The organism is Pseudomonas sp. PP3 (assembly GCF_905336995.1).
Classification (GTDB): Bacteria; Pseudomonadota; Gammaproteobacteria; order Pseudomonadales; family Pseudomonadaceae; genus Aquipseudomonas; species Aquipseudomonas reinekei.
On record NZ_HG995459.1, the window covers coordinates 5,974,423 to 5,991,050 of the forward strand.

Consider the following 16,628-nt stretch of genomic DNA (forward strand, 5'->3'; position numbering starts at 1 on the left):
GCAACATGGGCATTTTTGACTGGAAACACTGGGTCGTCATTCTGGTTGTTGTCGTACTGGTGTTCGGCACCAAGAAGCTGAAAAACCTCGGCACTGACGTCGGCGAGTCGATCAAGGGCTTTCGCAAAGCCATGAACGATGACGAGAAACCGGCCGATCCGACAGCGACCCCGGCCCAACCGGTTCCACCTGTTCAGCCACAGACCACCCAGTCCGTGAATCAGCCGCACACCATTGACGTGCAGGCGCAGAAAGTCGAAGAGCCGATCCGCAAAGACGTGTGAGCACTGACTAATGTTTGGTATCAGCTTCTCTGAATTGCTGCTCGTCGGCCTCGTCGCCCTGCTGGTGCTGGGTCCCGAGCGCCTGCCGGGCGCAGCGCGCACCGCCGGCCTGTGGGTCGGGCGACTGAAGCGCAGCTTCAATGCGATCAAACAGGAAGTTGAACGTGAGATCGGTGCCGACGAAATTCGCCGGCAACTGCACAACGAACACATCCTGTCGCTTGAGCAGGAGGCGCGGAAGATCTTCTCGCCGACCCAGCAGGAGCCAACACCGGTCGAGCACGTGGGTGAGCAGACGATTCACGCACCCGCCCCTGCCGCCGCGCCAACACCGGCCCCTGCAGTTGCGGCTGTCGAGCCTGCGCCCGTTGTTGCTGCAACCCCTGCGGTTGAACCCGTTACACCTGCGGCTGCGCCCGTTGCGCCGGCCCCTCATGACCCAACACTGCCGCCGCGAGCCCCATGAGCGATCTCCCAGAAAACGACCAGCACATGCCGCTGGTTTCGCACCTCACCGAGTTGCGTACCCGCCTGCTGCGCTGTGTAGCGGCGATCTTCATCATTTTTGCCGGGTTGTTCGCTTTCACCCAGCAGATCTACACCTTCGTCTCGACGCCGTTGCGGGCTTACCTGCCGGCCGGCGCGACAATGATCGCCACAGACGTGTCGTCGCCATTCCTGACGCCGCTGAAGCTGACGATGATGGTGTCGCTGTTCCTGGCGATCCCGGTGATCCTGCATCAGATCTGGGGCTTCATCGCACCCGGCCTGTACAAGCATGAAAAACGCATCGCCGTGCCTTTGCTGGTCTCCAGCATCTTTCTGTTCTATGCCGGCATGGCATTCGCCTACTTCCTGGTGTTCCCGCTGATCTTCAAGTTCTTCGCCGCCGCCACCCCGGCCGGTGTGGAAATGATGACCGACATCACCAGCTACCTCGATTTCGTCATGACGCTGTTCTTCGCCTTCGGCGTGGCGTTCGAGATTCCGGTGGCCGTTGTTTTGCTGGTGTGGATCGGCGTGGTCGACGTCAAATACCTGAAGAAAATCCGTCCGTACGTGATCATCGGCTGCTTCGTGGTCGGCATGATCCTGACCCCTCCGGATATCTTCTCGCAGACCCTGCTGGCCGTACCGATGTGGATGCTGTTTGAAGTCGGCATCCTGTTTGGCAGCCTGATCAGCAAACGTGGCGAACACCCGGACGATCAACCGGCTGACGATCACAACGACCAGCCACCAGCGACCCAAGCGTGAACCTGCTGCTTCTCGAAGAGGCCGATTTCATTGCGGCCGACCGGGTGATCCTGCGTGACCGGCGGTTGACCCACATGCAGGACGTTCACCGCTGTGAGGTCGGCGACAGCATGCGCGTCGGGCGCATCGGCGGACTGATGGGTTCGGCCGAAGTGCTGCGCCTGGATGCCACTGAAGCCGAATTGCGCGTCACTCTCGACCAGCCACCACCGGCCAAGCTGCCACTGACCCTGGTGCTGGCCCTGCCACGCCCCAAAATGCTCCGTAGGGTGTTCCAGACCGTGGCGGCCATGGGTGTGCCACGGATTGTGCTGGTGAACAGCTATCGCGTCGAGAAGAGCTTCTGGCAGACACCGTTCCTGGAGCCGGAAGCAATTCGCGAGCAGCTGATCCTCGGTCTCGAACAGGCGCGGGACAGTGTGCTGCCGGAAGTCGTCATCGAGAAACGCTTCAAACCTTTCGTCGAAGACCGTCTGCCGGCCATTACCGAAGGCACCCTCGGCCTGGTGGGCCACCCGGGCAACTACCCGCCCTGCCCCCGCGCACTGAGCGAACCGGTGACCCTGGCCATCGGCCCCGAGGGCGGCTGGATTCCTTACGAAATCGACCTGCTTGGTAAATCCGGCCTGCAACCGGTGCAACTGGGCGACCGTATCCTGCGCGTCGAAACCGCCGTTACAGCACTGCTGGCACGCCTCTTCTAACCCCGCCACAGGGAAACCTGCCTCCCCGCATATCGGGTCGCCTCTACAGATTTCCACTCACTTGCCGATATACCTCCCATAAAACCAATGCATGGTCCGGGAGAATGCAGCATGTACCAATGGCTGGCCGATAAGCTGGGAAACGTAGGCGTAAACCGCAAGTTGGGCGTCGGCTTCGGTCTCGTGCTGCTGCTGACAATACTGATCACCTTTACCGGCTGGACCGGCCTGAGCGATGTGACCAGTCGTGGCGATAAACTCGGTTTCATATCCGAGATCAACGGGCTGACCAAAGACCTGCGCATCGCCCGCCTGGACTACGAAACGCGTCGCGGCGAGCAAGGCCCCGGCGCCGTCAATGACCTGCTGGGCAAGATCGACACCAGCCTGCAAGCTGCTCGCCAGATGATCGAACAGCCCGCCGACATTGCCATGATCGACCAGCAACTGGCCGCCCTCAGCCAGTACAAGCAAGCCTTCGCCGCCATGACCCAGGCCGGCGCCATGCGTGAAGATGCCCGCAGTAAACTCGGCGCCACGGCTGACAACGCTGTCGCCAAAGTCGCTGAAGTGGAGAAATCCATGCTGCAAGGCGACAGCGTGACAGCCTTCAACAGCGTGATCGAGCTGAGCAAACTGATCCAGCAAGCGCGCTTCCAGGTTCGTGGCTACACCTACAGCGGCAAGAGCGAGGCCGAACAACCCGCTCTCGACGCGATCGACAATGCCCTGAAAAACCTCGAAAGCCTGCCGGCGAAACTGCCGGAAGAACACATCGCCAACTTGCAACAAGCCACCGACTCGCTCAAGGCTTACCGTGCCGCGGTCAGTCAGTACCGTGATTCCCAGGCGGCCAGCGCCGAGGCCCTGAAACGCATGGCGGCTCAAGGCGAGATCCTGCTGCAGACCAGCAACAAACTCACGGCCTCGCAAACGCTTGTGCGCGACACCGATGTGGCACACGCCAAGAACATGCTGATGCTGGCCACCGTCCTGGCACTGATCTTCGGTCTGTTTGCCGCTTGGGCCATCACCCGGCAGATCGTGATTCCGCTGAACCAGACACTCAAGGTCGCCGAGCGCATCGCCGCCGGCGACCTGACCCACAACCTGGCCTCCAAACGTCAGGACGAACTGGGCCAGTTGCAACGCGCCATTCAGAGCATGACCCAGGGTCTGCGCGAACTGATCGGCGGTATCAGCGATGGCGTCACCCAGATCGCCAGCGCCGCCGAAGAGTTGTCGGCGGTCACCGAGCAGACCAGCGCCGGGGTCAACAGCCAGAAGGTCGAGACTGACCAGGTGGCCACCGCCATGAACGAAATGACCGCCACGGTGCAGGAAGTCGCGCGCAACGCCGAGGAAGCCTCCGAGGCCGCCGTTGCCGCTGACCAACAGGCCCGTGAGGGCGACAAGGTGGTGGGCGAAGCCATCGCCCAGATCGAGCGCCTGGCCAAGGAAGTCGGCAACTCCACCGAAGCCATGGGCGAGCTCAAGCGCGAAAGTGACAAGATTGGCAGCGTGCTCGACGTGATCAAGTCCGTGGCGCAGCAAACCAACCTGCTGGCGCTCAACGCCGCCATCGAAGCCGCCCGAGCCGGTGAAGCCGGACGCGGTTTTGCCGTGGTCGCCGACGAAGTCCGCAGCCTGGCCCAGCGCACCCAGAAGTCCACCGAAGAGATCGAAGAACTGATTGTCGGCCTGCAAAACGGCACGCAGCAGGTCGCGACCATCATGGATAACAGCCGCATGCTCACCGACAGCAGCGTCGAACTGACCCGCCGCGCCGGTGGCTCACTGGAAAGCATCACCCGCACGGTGTCAGCGATCCAGGCGATGAACCAGCAGATCGCTGCCGCTGCTGAACAGCAGAGCGCCGTGGCCGAGGAGATCAACCGTAGCGTGCTGAACGTGCGTGACGTATCGGATCAGACCTCGGCAGCCAGTGAAGAGACCGCGGCCTCCAGCGTTGAGCTGGCGCGGTTGGGGACGCATTTGCAGATGCTGGTGGGCAGGTTCAAGGTTTAACTGCGCACACAAAGCAACAGGTCGTTGACCGCTCCCAGGTTCTGCGTGGGAATGATCAGGCCATAAAAAAACCCGCTTTCGCGGGTTTTTTCATTACGCCATCTGAGGCTGCACGCTCAACGGTTTGAGCGGTAACAGCGGTGCGTGGGGGTCGGCCTTCACCGACTTGCGCCACGCGCCCAGCCATTCTGGATGGCCTTCGTTCCAGACCTGCTCATGCAAGCGGGCCAGGGCCACCGGATCACTCAGCAGCTGCACTCGTTCGTTGTTGGTCAAGCCTTCAGGACCGACTTTCATCGCGTGGCGCACCCTCTCGACCCGCAGCCATTCAATCGGCTCGGCCTCGCGGTGACGAGAAGTCGCCAGCGAGCACGCCAGGGCGTTCTGCTGTGGATCGACCACCGCACGGATGAAGCCGTCGTTCAGTGCATGCCAGCGGTTTTCGTGGGTGTACTGGTCGGTGGCCAGCAGGGCCTGCGGCGGATTGTATTCCTCGGGGATCAGGAACAGGCTCTCGTCACGGGACTTGAGGCCCAGGCCGACCCGGCTGGAGATCACCGAGACCGGGATCGACAGCATCAGCGAACCCACGATGGGCACCAGCCACCACAGGAAGCTCGGGTTCAGCCAGATCACCAGCAAGGCCCAGAAGAAGCCCAGCAAGGTTTGCGGACCGTGGCGTTTTACCGCTTCGCTCCATGGCGTGGAGTCGTCGTCACGCTGTGGCGAGTTCCAGGTCGCGGCCCAGCCGAGGAACGCGGCCAGTACGAAACGGGTGTGGAAAATCATCCGCACCGGCGCCAGCAGCATGGAGAACAGCATCTCCAGCAGCATCGACAGCGTCACCTTGAACTTGCCGCCGAACTCTTTCGCGCCCTTGGCCCAGATCAGGATGATGCTCAACAGCTTCGGCAGGAACAACAGCACGATGGTGGTCGAGAACAGCGCGATGGCCTTGTCCGGGTGCCATTGCGGCCACAGCGGATAAAGCTGACGCGGCTCAAGGAAGTACTGCGGTTCCATCAACGTATTGACCGCCAGCAGCGCCGTCGACAACACCAGGAAGAAGAACCACAGCGGCGCCGACAGGTAAGACATCACGCCGGTCAGGAACACCGCACGGTGCACCGGATGCATGCCTTTTACCAGGAACAGGCGGAAGTTCATCAGGTTACCGTGGCACCAGCGACGGTCACGCTTGAGTTCGTCCAGCAGGTTCGGTGGCAGTTCTTCGTAGCTGCCCGGCAGGTCGTAGGCAATCCACACGCCCCAACCGGCACGGCGCATCAGCGCGGCTTCAACGAAGTCGTGGGACAGGATCGCACCGGCGAACGCGCCTTTACCGGGCAACGGCGCCAGGGCGCAGTGCTCGATGAACGGCTTCATGCGAATGATCGCGTTGTGGCCCCAGTAGTGCGATTCGCCCAACTGCCAGAAGTGCAGACCGGCGGTGAACAGCGGACCGTATACACGGGTCGCAAACTGCTGCATGCGCGCATACAGGGTGTCCATGCCCGACGCACGCGGCGCGGTCTGGATGATCCCGGCGTCCGGCGTGGCTTCCATCAAGCGCACCAGACTGGTCAGGCACTCACCGCTCATTACCGAGTCGGCGTCGAGAACGACCATGTACTTGTAGTCACTGCCCCAACGACGGCAGAAGTCGTCGAGGTTGCCGCTTTTACGTTTTACGCGACGGCGACGGCGGCGATAGAAGATCTTGCCGAAACCACCGGCTTCGCGGCAGACGTCCAGCCAGGCTTGCTGTTCAGCGACGCAGATGTCGGCGTCGTTACTGTCGCTGAGGACGAAGAAGTCAAAACGGTCCAGATCACCCGTGGCTGCAACCGACTCGAAGGTCGCCCGCAGACCGGCGAATACACGCGGCACGTCTTCGTTGCAGATCGGCATCACCAGCGCGGTGCGCGCATCTTTCGGAATCGGCTCGTCGCCGGCGCTTTTGCCGGAGATGCGGTACTTGTCGTGACCGGTGAGCAACTCGAGGAAGCCCATCAGCGCGGTCCAGAAACCGGCCGACACCCAGCAGAACAGAATCCCGAACAGAATCAGGATGCTGGTCTGCAACGCATACGGCAGCACTTGCGTGGCGGTTTGCAGCAGCGGTTGGTGCAGGACTTCTTCAAGGTCGACGAACGACCAGCCCTGGTACGGCATGATGCCTTTCATGTACCAGCCGGCGACGATGGTCTGGCCGAGCATCAAAACCAGCAGGATATAGCGACGGATCGAACCCACGGTGCGCCAGCGCGCAGCCGGCAGGACACGTTCGTCCTTCGGCGGCTTCGGCGGGTTGGTACGACCGGTCATCCGGCGCCAGCCACGTACCAGGATGTTGGTACGCCACGGCTCGGGCACGACCTTGGTCCGGCGAATTGGCGGAGTGGCCTTGAGGCAAACCCGACCGCTGGCGTCGAGCGCCAGCATTTCGGCGTCCTGAAGCTCTTCGGCGGTGCTCAGGGTCAGGCGCTTGCCCACCGAAGCCTGGGCGGCTTCGGTCGGGGCGTCGAACGTGGAGGACGACAGGCGTTCATGCAGCTCGCTGAAGGACTTGCAGCCCGCGAGTTCCGCGCGCTGCTGGTCGGTCATCGGCAGATGCGCCAGATACTCGTAAAGAGTTTCTGGCTGTACTTGAGAATTACTCATCGGCAGGCAACTGATAGCTCCAGGTCTCGGTCAGGACTTCTTCAGTCGGCGCCGATTCCGGTGTGGCTGGGGCCGCGTCAGCAGCGGCTGGCTGCGTGGCGTCTTTATTGGCCTTGTCCTTAGCATCTGCAACCGGCTTGGCTTCAGCCTGCTTGGCCTCCGCTTGCTTGGCATCCTTGGCTTCCTTGTCTACTTTCTCCTGCTGTTTGGCGGCGACTTTGTCGGCCTTGGCAACGGACGAATTCGACGCTGGAACCGAAGACTTGGCCAGGTCAGCCGTCACGATGTTCTGCACCAGTGCAGCGCGCATTTCGGTGGACTTGCTCGGGTCCTTGATCTTCATGCGCAAGGTCAAGCGCCAGCCTTTGGTCTCAGGGTTGTAACGCACGCTGTTTTCAACGATCTCGGCGTTGTCACCCACGCTGACCTGGCTGCGAACGTCCGCATCGGCCGGCAATGCCGCCAGCGACGGACCTTCGAAGTCCACCAGATACGCCACGCTGCCGTCCGGCTGACGAATCAGGTTGGACTGTTTGACGTCGCCGGTGGAACGCAGGGTCTGCTTGACCCAGGCGCTGTCCGGCGCGTGGATCGAAGCTTCGTCCATGGTCCAGTGCATACGATAAGCGACATCGAGCGGCTGGCCAGGTTCCGGCAGTTTTTCCGGGCTCCAGAAGGCCACGATATTGTCGTTGGTTTCGTCAGCGGTCGGAATCTCCACCAGATCGACGGAGCCTTTGCCCCAGTCGCCTTTTGGTTCGATCCAGGCACTTGGACGCTTGTCGTAGCGGTCGTCGAGGTCTTCGTAGTGGCTGAAGTCGCGGCCACGTTGCAGCAGGCCGAAACCGCGCGGGTTCTCCACCGAGAAGTTGCTCACGGCGAGGTGTTTCGGATTATTCAGTGGGCGCCAGATCCACTCGCCGTTGCCGGCATGGATCGAAAGACCGCTGGAGTCATGCAGTTCACGACGATAGTTCAGCACTTTCGAAGGCTGGTTGGCGCCGAACAGGTACATGCTGGTCAGCGGCGCAACGCCGAGCTTGGCGACTTTGTCACGCAGGAACATCTGTGCCTTGACGTCAACAATGGTGTCGCTGCCCGGACGCAGGGTCAGGCGATAGGCACCGGTCGCGCGTGGCGAATCGAGTAACGCGAAGATCACCAGATGCTTGTCGCCCGGTCGCGGCTGCTGAATCCAGAACTCGCGAAAACGCGGGAATTCTTCACCGGAAGGCAATGCGGTATCGATCGCCATGCCGCGAGCAGACAGGCCGTAGACGTGACCCTTGCCGACAACGCGGAAGTAACTCGCGCCGAGCATGGTCATGATTTCGTCTTGCTTGTCAGCTTTGTTGATCGGGTACAGCACACGGAAACCGGCATAGCCAAGTTGTTCAGTGGCTTTAGGATCGAACTTGAGGTCGCCGAAATCGAACCGGGTTGGGTCGTATTTTATTTCTTCGACGGTGTTCGCCGTGATTTCGTTGATTTTCACCGGCGTATCGAAATGCATGCCCTGGTGATAGAACGACAGCTTGAACGGGGTTTTCTGGTCCGCCCATTCAGCCTTTTCAGTCAGGAAACGAATTTTCTGATAGTCCGCGAATTTCATCTCGCGGAATTCGTTCGGCAGGTTACTGCGCGGCGCTTCGTACTTCTGCCCGGCCAGTTCTTTTGCCTTGACCGATACATCATCCAGATTGAATGCCCAAAGCTGACCGGCGCTGAACAGGCAGAGCAATGCAGAGCCCGCTACCAGAGCGCTACGTAACCGTTTGGCAGACAATTTTGGTGCGTTACAGGGACTAACAATCACGAGCAACCCTCGCCGAAAACAGATCAAAAAACCAACGGCCAGTTAAAGGGTCTGTACGGTGTCCGGTACATGAAAACCGGTCCCGCAGACCACTCTTGCCAAGTTGGCGAGCATTGTTCCGACTCCGCTGGGGCAAAATGATTCCCCAATCGGATCCAGACAAGTCTCTACCTAAGTCAAAATGGACCAACGAACGCTGATCCCCGTAGCGCGCGATTATCTAGTAGGCCGCGTTACAACGCATCAGGGGTAACAAAGTATTTATCGGGAAAAACGCCTGTTTTCAGTCGAAATGCGCTTAAAAAGATGTTTCAAGCGCTTTCAGGTCTGTAACAGGAAGGTTACCGGGCCATCATTGACCAAGTGCACCTGCATATCCGCGCCGAATCTACCTGATGCCACAGTGCCATGCACCTGTTTCGCTTTGCCTAATAGATAGTCGAAAAGCTCCTCGCCCAGGACCGGAGGGGCGGCGGTCGAGAAACTCGGGCGCAACCCGCTCTTGGTATCGGCGGCCAGGGTGAACTGCGAGACCAGCAGCAGCCCGCCGCCCACGTCCGCCAAGGACAAATTCATCTTGCCCTCTGCGTCGCTGAACACTCGATAGTTAAGCAGCTTATTAAGAAGTTTGTCGGCGCTGGCCCGCGTGTCGTCGGGTTCAACGGCCACCAGCACCAGCAAACCTTGATCGATTGCGCCGACCACCTCCCCTGCTACCTCGACTCGCGCGCCACGCACGCGCTGCAGCAAACCCTTCATGCTTCGTCAGGGGCCAGGTCGAGTAGACGTCGTGCCATCTGATCGGCAGCGCGTACCAACGCGTCGGTGATACCCGGCTCGGACGCCGCATGCCCAGCGTCGCGAATGACTTGCAGCTCACTGTTCGGCCAGGCCTGGTGCAGCTCCCAGGCGTTGTCCAGCGGGCAGATCACGTCATAGCGGCCATGGACGATCACGCCGGGCAAGTGGGCAATCTTGCCCATGTCGCGAATCAACTGATCCGGTTCAAGAAACGCATTGTTGGTGAAGTAGTGGCATTCAATACGGGCGATGGACAACGCGCGCTGAGGCTCGGAGAAACGATCGACCACCAGCGGATTCGGGCGCAGGGTGGCGGTCCGGCCTTCCCAGAGCGACCAGGCCTTGGCCGCATGCATCTGGGCAATCTGGTCATTGCCGGTCAGGCGTTTGTGGAAGGCATTGAGCAGATCGTCGCGTTCGTCCAGGGGGATCGGCGCCACGTAGTCCTGCCAGTAATCGGGGAACAGGCGGCTGGCACCGGCCTGATAGAACCATTCGATTTCCTGCGGACGGCAGAGAAAGATCCCGCGCAGGATCAGACCGTGCACGCGCTCCGGATGGGTTTGCGCATAAGCCAGGGCCAGGGTCGAACCCCAGGAGCCGCCGAACAGCACCCATTTGTCGATGCCCAGGTGTTTGCGAATGCGCTCGAGGTCGGCGACCAAATCCCAGGTGGTGTTGTTTTCCAGGCTCGCGTGGGGCGTGGAACGACCGCAACCACGCTGGTCGAAAGTGACAATGCGATACAGGTTTGGATCGAAGTACCGACGGCTCTGGGCATCACAACCGGCCCCGGGGCCACCGTGAATGAACACCACCGGCAAACCTTCCGGTGAACCGCTCTCGTCGACATACAGCGTGTGAGTCGCGTCGACGGCCAGATCGTGCCGGGCGTGGGGTTTGATCTGCGGGTACAAAGTCTGCATTGCGCGCTCCGTAAGGGGTCGAGGTCATCCCTGGGGGGACTTCTATTATTCTGCCGTTGGGCATCATAAACCCGATTTACGTCAATGAGCATGCCCTTGCAGGGTCAGAGTCTTTCCGCGAGATACCCGAGCAGCGTTTCGTACAACGCATCCACCTCGGCAGCCTGCCCCCGCGCTCGTAAACAACCGTGAACCAGCCCCTCGCCGTAATACAGCGTCGCGGCCACACCGGCGGCATTCAGTCGCTCGGCATAGAGCACACCGTCGTCGCGCAGCGGATCGAACTGCGCCACGGCAATCAAGGCCGGGGGCAGGCCCTTGAAGTCCAGGGCCCGTAGCGGCATCGCATAAGCGACCGGCTTCGCAGTGCCTTGCAGGTACAACGCGTGGTAGCAATCCACATCGCTGCTGCTCAACAACGGCGCATCGATGCATTCACTGCGGGAAGCCAAGTGCTGATCGCCACCCAGCCCCGGATAGATCAGCACTTGCGCCGCCGGCAACGGCTCGCCCGCGTCGCGCAATGCCAGGCACAGCGCGGCCGCGAGATTGCCACCGGCGCTGTCGCCCGCCACCAGCGTGCGTGCGGGATCCAGTTGAAACGGCCCGGTGCGCAGCACCCGCCAGACTTTGAGGCAATCGTCGAAGGCTGCCGGAAACGGATGTTCCGGCGCCAGACGGTAATCGACGGCGATCACCAGCACGCCGAGGGTCGAGGCCAGTTCCGCGCAAATGAAGTCATGGGAATCAAGGCCCCCCACCACCCAGCCGCCACCATGCAGATAGACGATGCACGGCACGCCGCCGGATGCAGGTGCAACCGGCGGCTGATACGAACGAACGGCAACCCCCGCCAATTCGAAATCGACCACATACAACCCGGCAGGACGCGGCGGCGTGAATGCCCGGCACATCTCGCTATAGGCCTGGCGCAATCCGTTCAGGCTGCTTTCGGTGCTGTTGAAACTGAGGGTTTTGTCGACGAATGCCGTCATCTGTTCAGAAAGCGGGTAAGGAGTCATGAGCCGGTGCCAGTCAATTCAGTGATTTCGCTTGGAACCCGTTTTTGTGGCGAGGGAGCTTGCTCCCGCCGAGCTGCAAAGCAGCCCCGACCCACTGAGCCAGGTTTCACCCGATGCCTCTGCTCAGCCGACTTTGCGACGGCTTCGCCGCCGAGCGGGAGCAAGCTCCCTCGCCACAAAGGATAGGTTGCAACCCAGAAATCCGTCAGTTTTTCAGACTAGCCTGAACCGTGGCTACGCCGTCCTTGCCATCAAAACTGCTGACACCCGCCAGCCAGCGCTGCAAATCTTCCGGGTGCTCGCGCAGCCATTTTTTGGCAACGTCCTGAGGCGTCTGGCGCTCCATGATTGGCACCATCAACTGGCTTTCCTGGGCGGCGGTGAACGTCAGGTTTTCCAGCAGGCGATTGACGTTCGGGCAACGCTGGGCGTAATCGGGAGCGGTCACGGTCGAGACAGTCGCGGCGCCTTCGTTCGGGCCGTAGACGTCTTCGCTGCCGGTCAGGTAGGCGATGTTCATGTTGATGTTCATCGGGTGCGGGGTCCAGCCGACGAACACCACGAACTCCTTGCGATTCACCGCACGCTGCACGGCGGCGAGCATGCCAGCCTCACCGGACTCGATCAGTTTGAAATCCTTGAGACCGAAGTGATTGGTTTCGATCATGGTCTTGATCGTGGTGTTGGCGCCGCTGCCCGGCTCGATGCCGTAGATCTTGCCGCCGAGTTGATCCTTGAACTTTGCGATGTCGGCAAAGGTTTTCAAACCGGCAGCCGCGACATAATCAGGCACCGCGAGGGTTGCCTGGGCGTCGGCCAGGCTTGGCTTGTCCAGGACCTTCACTTGATTGGCGGCCAGGAACGGCGCGATGTTTTTGTCCATCGCCGGTTTCCAGTACCCGAGGAAGATGTCCAGGCGCTTGTCGCGGATCCCGGCGAAGATGATTTGCTGCACGGCGCTGGTCTGCTTGCTTTCGTAGCCGAGGCCATTGAGCAGCACATCGGCCATGCCGCTGGTGGCGATCACGTCGGTCCAGTTGACCACGCCCATGCGCACGGCTTTGCAGGAGGCGTCGTCAGCGGCCAGAACGCTGGCGCTCAGAAGAGCCGTGCCGCAGAGGATTGAGAGACAGCGGGTGAACAAACGTTTGGTGCTTGTCATAGAGAGCATCTCGTGCGGCAGCGATTATTGTGAGGCCGGTGTCTTTGTGCACCGTGGCCAGAACATTACGCAGCAGACGAGCGGTAAAAGCGAACTGTGGCGACTGAGATTTGCACAGTGGCGACTGTCATGTGCAGATGTTGCGATATCTGAAAAACCTGTGGGAGCGAGCTTGCTCCCACAAGGGTTGTGTAGGGTTTCAGTGCTTGTAGTGCTTCTCGCCCCAGGCCAACAAGCCTTGCAGCAACTCTTTGAGCACTACTCGCGTCGGCTCGGCCAGATCCGGCCGATATCGGAACGGCTCAAACTCTTCCATGTACGTGCACTGCCCCAACTCCAGCTGCACCGCATGAATGTTTTCTGCCGGGTTACCGTAATGCCGAGTGATGTGGCCGCCCTTGAAGCGCCCGTTGAGCACATGGCTGTAATCGGTGTGGCGGGCGCAGATCGCTTCCAGCTGAGTCGCCAGCTGTGGATCGCAGCTGGCGCCATTGAAGGTGCCGAGGTTGAAGTCTGGCAGCTTGCCGTCAAACAGGTGCGGGATGATCGAGCGGATCGAGTGCGCATCGAACAGCAGCGCATAGCCGAATTCGGCTTTGAGGCGCGCCAGTTCCTGCTGCAAGGTGCTGTGGTATGGCGTCCAGATCTGTTCCAGCCAGGTCGCGCGTTCTTCCTTCGAAGGTTCCATTCCCTCACGGAACAACGCAATACCGTCGAACAGCGTGGCCGGGTACAGGCCGGTGGTGGCGCCCACATACAAAGGCTTGTCATCGGCCGGACGGTTCAGGTCGATGACAAACCGCGAGTATTCGGCGGCCAGGGTGCTGGCGCCCAGTTCGGCGGCGAAGTCGTAAAGCTGCGGGATGTGCCAGTCGGTGTCCGGCAGGCTTTTCGCATCGGGGATCAACCCGGCTTCGACCGCAGGCGTCAGACGCACACCGGCGTGGGGCATGCTGATCAGCAGGGGCACGCGGCCTTGTTTGAAGTTCAGAACCTTATCCACAACTGCTCTCCTACAGACTCGTTTCGACGCCGTGACGCACGACGCGTTTTTCCAGGTCACCGCCCAGCCAGTAGCACAGGTCGGCCGGACGATCGATTTGCCAGGCGACGAAATCCGCGACTTTGCCGGCTTCCAGCGAGCCGTGGGTTTGCGCCATGCCCAAGGCAGTGGCGGCATGAATCGTCGCGCCGGCCAGGGCTTCTTCCGGGGTCATACGGAAACAGGTGCAGGCCATGTTCAACATCAGGCGCAGCGACAGTCCCGGCGAGGTGCCCGGGTTGAGGTCGCTGGCGATGGCCATTTTCACGCCGTGCTTGCGCAAGGCGTCCATCGGCGGCAATTGGGTTTCGCGCAGAAAGTAGAATGCGCCGGGCAGCAATACCGCGACGGTGCCGGATTCGGCCATGGCGATGGCGTCGTCTTCGGTCATGAATTCCAGGTGATCGGCGGACAGTGCGTGGTACCGCGCCGCCAGGCTCGAACCGTGCAGTGACGACAGTTGCTCGGCGTGCAGCTTCACCGGCAACCCCAGCGTCTGGGCGGTGATGAAAACGCGCTCGACCTGCGCAGGCGAGAACGCCAGGTATTCGCAGAATGCATCCACCGCATCCACGAGCCCTTCGGCGGCCAGGGCCGGGAGCATTTCTGAGCAAATGTGATCGATGTAATCGTCAGCGCGATCCTTGTATTCCGGCGGCAAGGCGTGCGCGGCCAGGCAAGTGGCGCGCACGCTGACCGGCAGTTCGGCACCGAGGCGACGGGCCACCCGCAGCATCTTGCGCTCGTTGGCCAAGTCCAGGCCGTAGCCGGATTTGATCTCGATGCTGGTGACGCCATCGCGCATCAGGCTTTTCAGACGCTTGGCGGCGCTGGCGAACAGCTCGTCTTCACTGGCGGCACGGGTGGCGCGCACGGTGCTGGCGATACCACCGCCGGCAGCGGCAATTTCCGCGTAGCTGACGCCTTGCAGGCGCTGCTCGAATTCACCGCTGCGGTTGCCGCCGAACACCGTGTGGGTGTGGCAGTCGATCAGGCCCGGCGTGACCCAGGCCCCGTTCAAATCATTGACCGCCGGGTATTCGCCCGCCGGCAGTTCAGCGCGTGGGCCAACCCATTCAATGAGCGCACCGGACGTCACGATGGCCGCGTCCTCGATGATCGAGTAGACGCCTTGCGCCATGGTTGCGACGTGGCAGTGTTGCCAGAGGGTTTTCATCCCTTAGTCTCCACAAAATTCAAAATCGAATCGCTGGCAAGCCAGCTCCTACAGATCGCGTAAACCAGTAGGAGCCGGCTTGCCGGCGATGGCGCCCTTACAGGCTAGGCAGCAACTTCGTCGACACCAGCTCGTTCAAGCAACGCGAAGCCAGCAGCTCAGTCGCCGCATTGATGTCCGGCGCAAAGAACCGGTCTTTCTCATAGAACGGCACTTCGTTACGCAGAATCCCCCGCGCCTTTTCCAGCTTCGGCGAGGTCTTCAGGCCATTACGCAGGTCCAGGCCCTGCACCGCCGCCAGCCATTCAACCGCGAGAATCCCGCGAGTGTTCTCGGCCATTTCCCACAGACGCTTGCCAGCCGCCGGGGCCATGGACACGTGGTCTTCCTGGTTGGCGGAGGTCGGCAGGCTGTCGACCGAATGCGGATGGGACAAGGCCTTGTTCTCGCTGGCCAGCGCCGCTGCGGTCACTTGGGCGATCATGAAGCCGGAGTTCACACCGCCATTGGCCACCAGGAACGGCGGCAGTTGCGACATGTGCTTGTCCATCATCAACGAGATCCGGCGCTCGCTCAGGGAGCCGATTTCGGCAATGGCCAGCGCCATGTTGTCAGCGGCCATGGCCACGGGTTCCGCGTGGAAGTTGCCACCGGAAATCACATCGCCTTCAGCCGCGAAAACCAGCGGGTTATCCGACACGGCGTTGGCTTCGACGGCCAGCACTTCAGCGGCCTGACGGAACTGGGTCAGGCATGCGCCCATGACTTGTGGCTGGCAACGCAGGGAGTACGGATCCTGGACCTTCTCGCAGTTCTCATGGGAGTCGGAGACTTCGCTGCGCTCACCCAACAGGTCGCGATAAGCGGCAGCGGCGTCGATCTGGCCTTTCTGGCCGCGTGCAGCGTGGATGCGCGCATCGAACGGCGAGCGCGAGCCGAGCACCGCTTCAACGGTCAGGCCGCCAAGCGCCAAGGCACCGGCGAACAAGTCTTCGCCTTCGAACAGGCCACGCAGGGCAAATGCCGTGGATACTTGCGTGCCGTTAAGCAGCGCCAAACCTTCTTTCGCGGCCAGGGTCAGCGGGGTCAGACCGGCGACTTTCAGCGCTTCAGTCGCTTCCATCCACTCACCCTTGTAGCGCGCCTTGCCTTCACCCAGCAGCACCAGCGACATGTGGGCCAGAGGCGCCAGGTCACCGGAAGCGCCGACCGAACCTTTCAGCGGAATGTGCGGGTAAACCTCGGCGTTGATCAGGGCGATCAGCGCGTCAATGACCACGCGACGGATGCCGGAGAAACCACGGCTCAGGCTGTTGACCTTGAGCACCATGATCAAGCGCACCAGGTCGTCGCTGATCGGCTGGCCAACACCGGCGGCGTGGGACAGCACCAGCGAGCGCTGCAGGTTTTCCAGGTCTTCGCTGGCGATGCGGGTCGAGGCCAGCAGGCCGAAACCGGTGTTGATGCCGTAGGCGGTGCGATTCTCGGCGAGGATCTGTTCCACGCAGGCAACGCTGGCTTCGATCTGGGCGGAGGCGCTGTTGTCGAGGGTCAGCTTCACCGGTTGCTGATACACGTCACGCAGTTGAGCGAGGGTCAGTTGGCCGGGAATCAGGTTTAGCGCAGTCATTTTGTTCTCCTTTTGAGAGTTTTTTATTAACTACCAGACGCTCCGGATAATTCCGTTGTCCGTCGCTTCCCCCTTTTTGAGGGGGCTGGCGCCTTGGCACGCTGGCTTATGTAGA

The 16,628-nt window shown here is 61.1% G+C and carries 14 protein-coding genes; 5 read left to right on the forward strand and 9 right to left on the reverse strand.

Features of this window, described 5'->3' with window-relative positions:
• Nucleotides 1-5 precede the first annotated feature (5 nt).
• From KHO07_RS27035 to KHO07_RS27055, 5 genes are all read left to right on the forward strand, one after another.
• On the forward strand, nucleotides 6-284 hold the full coding sequence (locus KHO07_RS27035) for a twin-arginine translocase TatA/TatE family subunit (protein WP_150778905.1): 279 nt from the start codon (nucleotides 6-8) through the stop codon (nucleotides 282-284).
• Between the two features lie 10 nt (nucleotides 285-294).
• A complete protein-coding gene (gene tatB, locus KHO07_RS27040; protein WP_075947214.1) occupies nucleotides 295-750 on the forward strand; it encodes a Sec-independent protein translocase protein TatB in 456 nt (151 codons plus the stop codon).
• Nucleotides 747-1,541: a twin-arginine translocase subunit TatC gene (gene tatC / locus KHO07_RS27045; protein WP_212625998.1), complete on the forward strand. Its 795-nt coding sequence runs from the start codon at nucleotides 747-749 to the stop codon at nucleotides 1,539-1,541. The genes tatB and tatC overlap by 4 nt, the downstream gene beginning before the upstream one ends.
• The gene (locus KHO07_RS27050; protein ID WP_212625999.1) at nucleotides 1,538-2,245 is read left to right on the forward strand and encodes a 16S rRNA (uracil(1498)-N(3))-methyltransferase; all 708 of its coding nucleotides are present in this window, start codon (nucleotides 1,538-1,540) and stop codon (nucleotides 2,243-2,245) included. Before tatC ends, KHO07_RS27050 begins: the two co-directional genes overlap by 4 nt.
• Nucleotides 2,246-2,356: 111 nt before the next feature.
• Nucleotides 2,357-4,273, forward strand: a complete 1,917-nt coding sequence (locus KHO07_RS27055; protein WP_212626000.1) for a methyl-accepting chemotaxis protein — start codon at nucleotides 2,357-2,359, stop codon at nucleotides 4,271-4,273.
• A gap of 93 nt (nucleotides 4,274-4,366) precedes the next feature.
• Here KHO07_RS27055 and mdoH read toward each other — a convergent pair whose 3' ends face one another.
• The 9 genes from mdoH to hutH all read right to left on the reverse strand — a co-directional run bounded on the left by mdoH (nucleotide 4,367) and on the right by hutH (nucleotide 16,513).
• Nucleotides 4,367-6,937, reverse strand: coding sequence for a glucans biosynthesis glucosyltransferase MdoH (gene mdoH / locus KHO07_RS27060; protein WP_150735530.1), 2,571 nt, complete (start codon nucleotides 6,935-6,937; stop codon nucleotides 4,367-4,369).
• Nucleotides 6,930-8,753: a glucan biosynthesis protein gene (locus tag KHO07_RS27065; RefSeq protein ID WP_212626001.1), complete on the reverse strand. Its 1,824-nt coding sequence runs from the start codon at nucleotides 8,751-8,753 to the stop codon at nucleotides 6,930-6,932. The genes mdoH and KHO07_RS27065 overlap by 8 nt, the downstream gene beginning before the upstream one ends.
• A gap of 321 nt (nucleotides 8,754-9,074) precedes the next feature.
• Nucleotides 9,075-9,512, reverse strand: coding sequence for a D-aminoacyl-tRNA deacylase (gene dtd, locus KHO07_RS27070; RefSeq protein WP_212626002.1), 438 nt, complete (start codon nucleotides 9,510-9,512; stop codon nucleotides 9,075-9,077).
• On the reverse strand, nucleotides 9,509-10,480 hold the full coding sequence (gene pip / locus KHO07_RS27075; protein ID WP_150735527.1) for a prolyl aminopeptidase: 972 nt from the start codon (nucleotides 10,478-10,480) through the stop codon (nucleotides 9,509-9,511). Before pip ends, dtd begins: the two co-directional genes overlap by 4 nt.
• A 104-nt stretch (nucleotides 10,481-10,584) precedes the next feature.
• The gene (locus tag KHO07_RS27080) at nucleotides 10,585-11,502 is read right to left on the reverse strand and encodes an alpha/beta hydrolase (protein ID WP_212626003.1); all 918 of its coding nucleotides are present in this window, start codon (nucleotides 11,500-11,502) and stop codon (nucleotides 10,585-10,587) included.
• 205 nt (nucleotides 11,503-11,707) lie between these two features.
• Nucleotides 11,708-12,664 carry a choline ABC transporter substrate-binding protein gene (locus KHO07_RS27085; protein WP_150735525.1) on the reverse strand — a complete coding sequence of 319 codons (957 nt, stop codon included), beginning with the start codon at nucleotides 12,662-12,664 and terminating at the stop codon, nucleotides 11,708-11,710.
• 199 nt (nucleotides 12,665-12,863) lie between these two features.
• Nucleotides 12,864-13,667 (reverse strand): N-formylglutamate deformylase, encoded by an 804-nt coding sequence (gene hutG, locus KHO07_RS27090; protein ID WP_212626004.1) that lies wholly within the window; start codon nucleotides 13,665-13,667, stop codon nucleotides 12,864-12,866.
• A gap of 10 nt (nucleotides 13,668-13,677) precedes the next feature.
• Entirely contained in the window at nucleotides 13,678-14,883 is a 1,206-nt protein-coding gene (gene hutI, locus KHO07_RS27095; protein ID WP_150735523.1) for an imidazolonepropionase, read from the reverse strand.
• A 97-nt stretch (nucleotides 14,884-14,980) separates the two neighbouring features.
• Nucleotides 14,981-16,513 (reverse strand): histidine ammonia-lyase, encoded by a 1,533-nt coding sequence (gene hutH, locus KHO07_RS27100; protein WP_212626005.1) that lies wholly within the window; start codon nucleotides 16,511-16,513, stop codon nucleotides 14,981-14,983.
• Between the last annotated feature and the right edge of the window lie 115 nt (nucleotides 16,514-16,628).